The sequence below is a fragment of the uncultured Methylobacterium sp. genome (assembly GCF_964242245.1).
Classification (GTDB): Bacteria; Pseudomonadota; Alphaproteobacteria; order Rhizobiales; family Beijerinckiaceae; genus Methylobacterium.
Map to the genome: position 1 here is coordinate 1 of NZ_CAXTBY010000208.1, position 3,318 is coordinate 3,318.

Below are 3,318 nucleotides of genomic sequence, written 5' to 3' on the forward strand. Positions count from 1 at the left end.
CCAGATGTCGACCCGCTTCGGCGTGCCGGCCTCGGCGATCCTCTCGGCCAACGGCCTGACCAGCGCCGCCCAGGTGACGCCCGGCCGCCAGATCGTGATCCCGGTCTACAGCGCCTCGGGCATGAACCCGGCCGCTCCGATGACGGCGCGCGCCGTGCCGGCCGCGCCCTCGGAGCGCGTCAGGACGGCCGAGGCCAAGCGGGAGGCCGACGCCAAGGCCAGGAAGGACGAGGCCAAGAAGGACGAGATCAGGCACAAGGAGGAGGCCGCCAAGGAGGCCAAGGAGGCGCGCAAGGAAGCCCAGGAGGCCGAGGCGAGGAAGCTCGCCGACAAGCGCGCCGAGGAGAAGACCCGCAAGGAGGCCGCGCTGGAGGCCGAGGCCAAGAAGCACCACGTGCGCCCCGGCCAAGCCGCCAAGGCCGAGCCGAAGCCGGACGCGAAGGCCGAGGCCGCCCGCAAGGCCGAGGCCGGGACCAAGCTCGCGAAGGCGGAGGCGGCCAAGGAAGCCGCCAAGGGGGCTGCGAAGGCCAAGGACATCGCGAAAACCAAGGACATCGCGAAAACCAAGGACGCGGCCAAGGAGGCCGCCAGGAAGGTCGCCGAGGCCAAGGCCGCCAAGGCCGCGGCCGAGAAGGTCGCGAGCACCGAGAAGGCGAAGGCCGAGGCTGCCAAGGCGGCCGCCAAGGAGCCGGTCAGGACCGAGAAGGTCGCGGCCGCCAAGCCCGCCATGGTTGAGAAGTCCGCCCTGGTTGAGAAGCCCGCCGCGGTCGAGAAGCCCGAGCCCGCCGGCACCGGCTCGGTCGCCGCCGCTCCGGTGGCCAACGACCAGACCTTCCGCTGGCCGGCCAAGGGCCGGGTGATCTCCGGCTACGGCTCGTCGGGCAACGAGGGCATCAACATCGCGGTCCCGGAGGGCACGGCGGTGAAGGCGGCCGAGGACGGCACGGTGGCCTACGCCGGCTCCGACGTGAAGGGCTACGGCAAGCTCGTGCTGGTGCGCCATTCGAACGGCTACGTCTCGGCCTACGCCCACAACGGCGAACTCGACGTGAAGCCGGGCGAGAAGGTGAAGCGCGGCCAGACCATCGCCAAGTCCGGCGCCTCGGGCAACGTGACCTCGCCCCAGCTCCACTTCGAGATCCGCAAGAGCGGCGCGCCGGTCGATCCGATGTCGCAGCTCGCCAGCAACTGACGATCGCGCATCCGGATTGAGAACGGCGGCCTCCGGGGCCGCCGTTTCGCGTTTCCGACTTGGGCGTCTCCCTCTCCCCCTGCGGGAGAGGGTGGTCCGCGAGCGAAGTCGGGTGAGGGAGCGACGGTGCTTGATACGGCGCTCCCCTCGCCCGACCCTCGCGTCAGCCGAAGGCCACCCTCCCCCCGCAGAGGGGGAAGGGAAGCGGCGTCGGCGCTTCGGATCAGCCCTTCGGTGCCTGCAGGGTCCCGTCCGGGCTGTGGTGGTCCACCGCCTCGGGCAGGACCTTGGCGAGGACCGCGAGCACCTGATCGGCCGGGATGCCGAGCTTCTCCGCGATCTGGCGGACCTGCTCGCTGTTCATCACCCGGCGCAGATCCTCCCCGGTGATCGGCTCGTTGGGCCCGCGCCCGAGCCAGGAATTGACCTGGGCCGCGTAGCCGGAACTCTGGAGCTGGTTCAGGAGGCCCTGGAGCCCGCCCGGCAGCACCCGCTCGATGATCCCGGGCAGCGCCTCGATCGCGGCCTGCCCGAGGCTGCCGCCCAGCGCCGCCTTCAACGTGTCGATCCAGCTCATCGCGCGGCCTCTCCCTTCGGACTCGGCCCCTCACGCCCAGTCGTCGCGCGCACCATAGGGCAGCTTCGGGTCGCCCGCGCGCGAAAAGCTGTTCCAGCCCCTTGCATCGGGATCGTTTCCCCGCGCGGACCGCACGCCCGCTGCGCGATGCGCCGGCGGCTGGCGCGGTCAGGTGACCTGCGTGCTGAACTGCATCTGCGGCGCCAGCGCGCCGTCCGGGCTCTGGCGGTCGACGGCGCCGGGCAGGAACTCGGACAGCGCGGTCGCCACCCGCGCCTCCGGGATGCCGAGGTCGGCGGAAAAGCGCGCAAGAACCTTCGGCGGGAGGAGGGGCGCGTAGGCGTCGGCCGGAAGCGGCAGGTTGGCGTCCGGTCCGAGCCAGGACGCCACCGCCGCGCCGTGGCCCGCCGCGCGCAGGGCGTCGAGGAAGGCCGGCAGGCCGCCGGGATAGATCTTGGCGAAGGCCATCGGCAGGGCGCCGCCACCGATCGCGTCGATCCGCCGCTCGGCCCGCGCCACCGCGCGCCTGATCCCGTCGAGGAGGCCCATGCCTTCATCCCATAGACCGCCCGCGATCGGGCGTCGCGTGCAAGCTTGGGCGGAACCGGGCCGCGTCAAGCGCCTGCGGCGCGATCGCGCGCCGGTTCAGTCCAGCGTCCGGGCGAGCCGGCCGGCGAGGTCCTGGATGAACTGGAAGGCCGTGCGCCCCGAGCGCGATCCGCGGGTGGTGGCCCATTCCAGCGCCTCGGCCCGCAGCGCGTCGGGTTCGACGGGCAGCGCGTAGCGCGCGACGTAGGCCCGGATCATCGCGAGGTACTCGTCCTGGCTGCACTTGTGGAAGCCGAGCCAGAGGCCGAACCGGTCCGACAGCGAGACCTTCTCCTCCACCGCCTCGCCGGGGTTGATCGCGGTGCCCTGCTCGTTCTCGACCATCTCGCGGGCGAGCAGGTGGCGCCGATTCGAGGTGGCGTAGAACAGGACGTTGCCCGGCCTGCCCTCGATGCCGCCGTCGAGCGCGGTCTTGAGCGACTTGTACGAGGTGTCGTCGGCATCGAACGACAGGTCGTCGCAGAACACCACCCAGCGGTGCGGATCGGGGCGCAGGCAGGCCATCAGGTCGGGGAGCGCCTCGATGTCCTCCCGGTGGATCTCGACGAGCTTCATCGGCCGCGCGCCGGCGGGGCGCCGGGCGTTGATCTCGGCGTGCACCGCCTTGACCAGGGACGACTTGCCCATGCCGCGCGCGCCCCAGAGCAGGGCGTTGTTGGCGGGCAGGCCCTCGGCGAAGCGCTCGGTGTTCCGGGCCAGCGTGTCGCGCGCGCGATCGATGCCGGTGAGCAGCCCGATCTCGACGCGGGCGACGTGGGGCACCGGGATCAGCCGCCGCTCCGGCCCCCACAGGAAGGCGTCGGCGGCGTTCATGTCCGTCGCGGGGCGGACCGCGGGCGCGGCGCGCTCCAGCGCGGCGGCGACGCGCTCCAGCAGGGGGAGCAGGGTGTCGAGGGTGGCGGGCTCTGTCATGGCGGCGGATGCGGGCTCGGACGGGACG

General features: G+C 72.5%; 4 protein-coding genes. 1 reads left to right on the forward strand and 3 read right to left on the reverse strand.

What is annotated here, in order from left to right:
- Positions 1-1,192: peptidoglycan DD-metalloendopeptidase family protein (locus ACFE8Y_RS21385; protein ID WP_375466377.1), on the forward strand; the 1,192-nt coding region annotated here is incomplete at its 5' end.
- Between the two features lie 223 nt (positions 1,193-1,415).
- Here ACFE8Y_RS21385 and ACFE8Y_RS21390 read toward each other — a convergent pair.
- The 3 genes from ACFE8Y_RS21390 to ACFE8Y_RS21400 all read right to left on the reverse strand — a co-directional run bounded on the left by ACFE8Y_RS21390 (position 1,416) and on the right by ACFE8Y_RS21400 (position 3,290).
- Positions 1,416-1,769: a YidB family protein gene (locus tag ACFE8Y_RS21390; protein WP_375466378.1), complete on the reverse strand. Its 354-nt coding sequence runs from the start codon at positions 1,767-1,769 to the stop codon at positions 1,416-1,418.
- 168 nt (positions 1,770-1,937) lie between these two features.
- Entirely contained in the window at positions 1,938-2,387 is a 450-nt protein-coding gene (locus ACFE8Y_RS21395; protein ID WP_375466379.1) for a YidB family protein, read from the reverse strand.
- A gap of 27 nt (positions 2,388-2,414) precedes the next feature.
- Entirely contained in the window at positions 2,415-3,290 is an 876-nt protein-coding gene (locus tag ACFE8Y_RS21400; protein ID WP_375466380.1) for an ATP-binding protein, read from the reverse strand.
- Between the last annotated feature and the right edge of the window lie 28 nt (positions 3,291-3,318).

What these genes read in the sequence shown, in the direction of transcription:
- ACFE8Y_RS21390 (WP_375466378.1), bottom strand. Translation starts at nt 1,769, where the DNA reads ATGAGCTGGATCGACACGTTGAAGGCGGCGCTGGGCGGCAGCCTCGGG.
- ACFE8Y_RS21400 (WP_375466380.1), bottom strand. Translation starts at nt 3,290, where the DNA reads ATGACAGAGCCCGCCACCCTCGACACCCTGCTCCCCCTGCTGGAGCGC.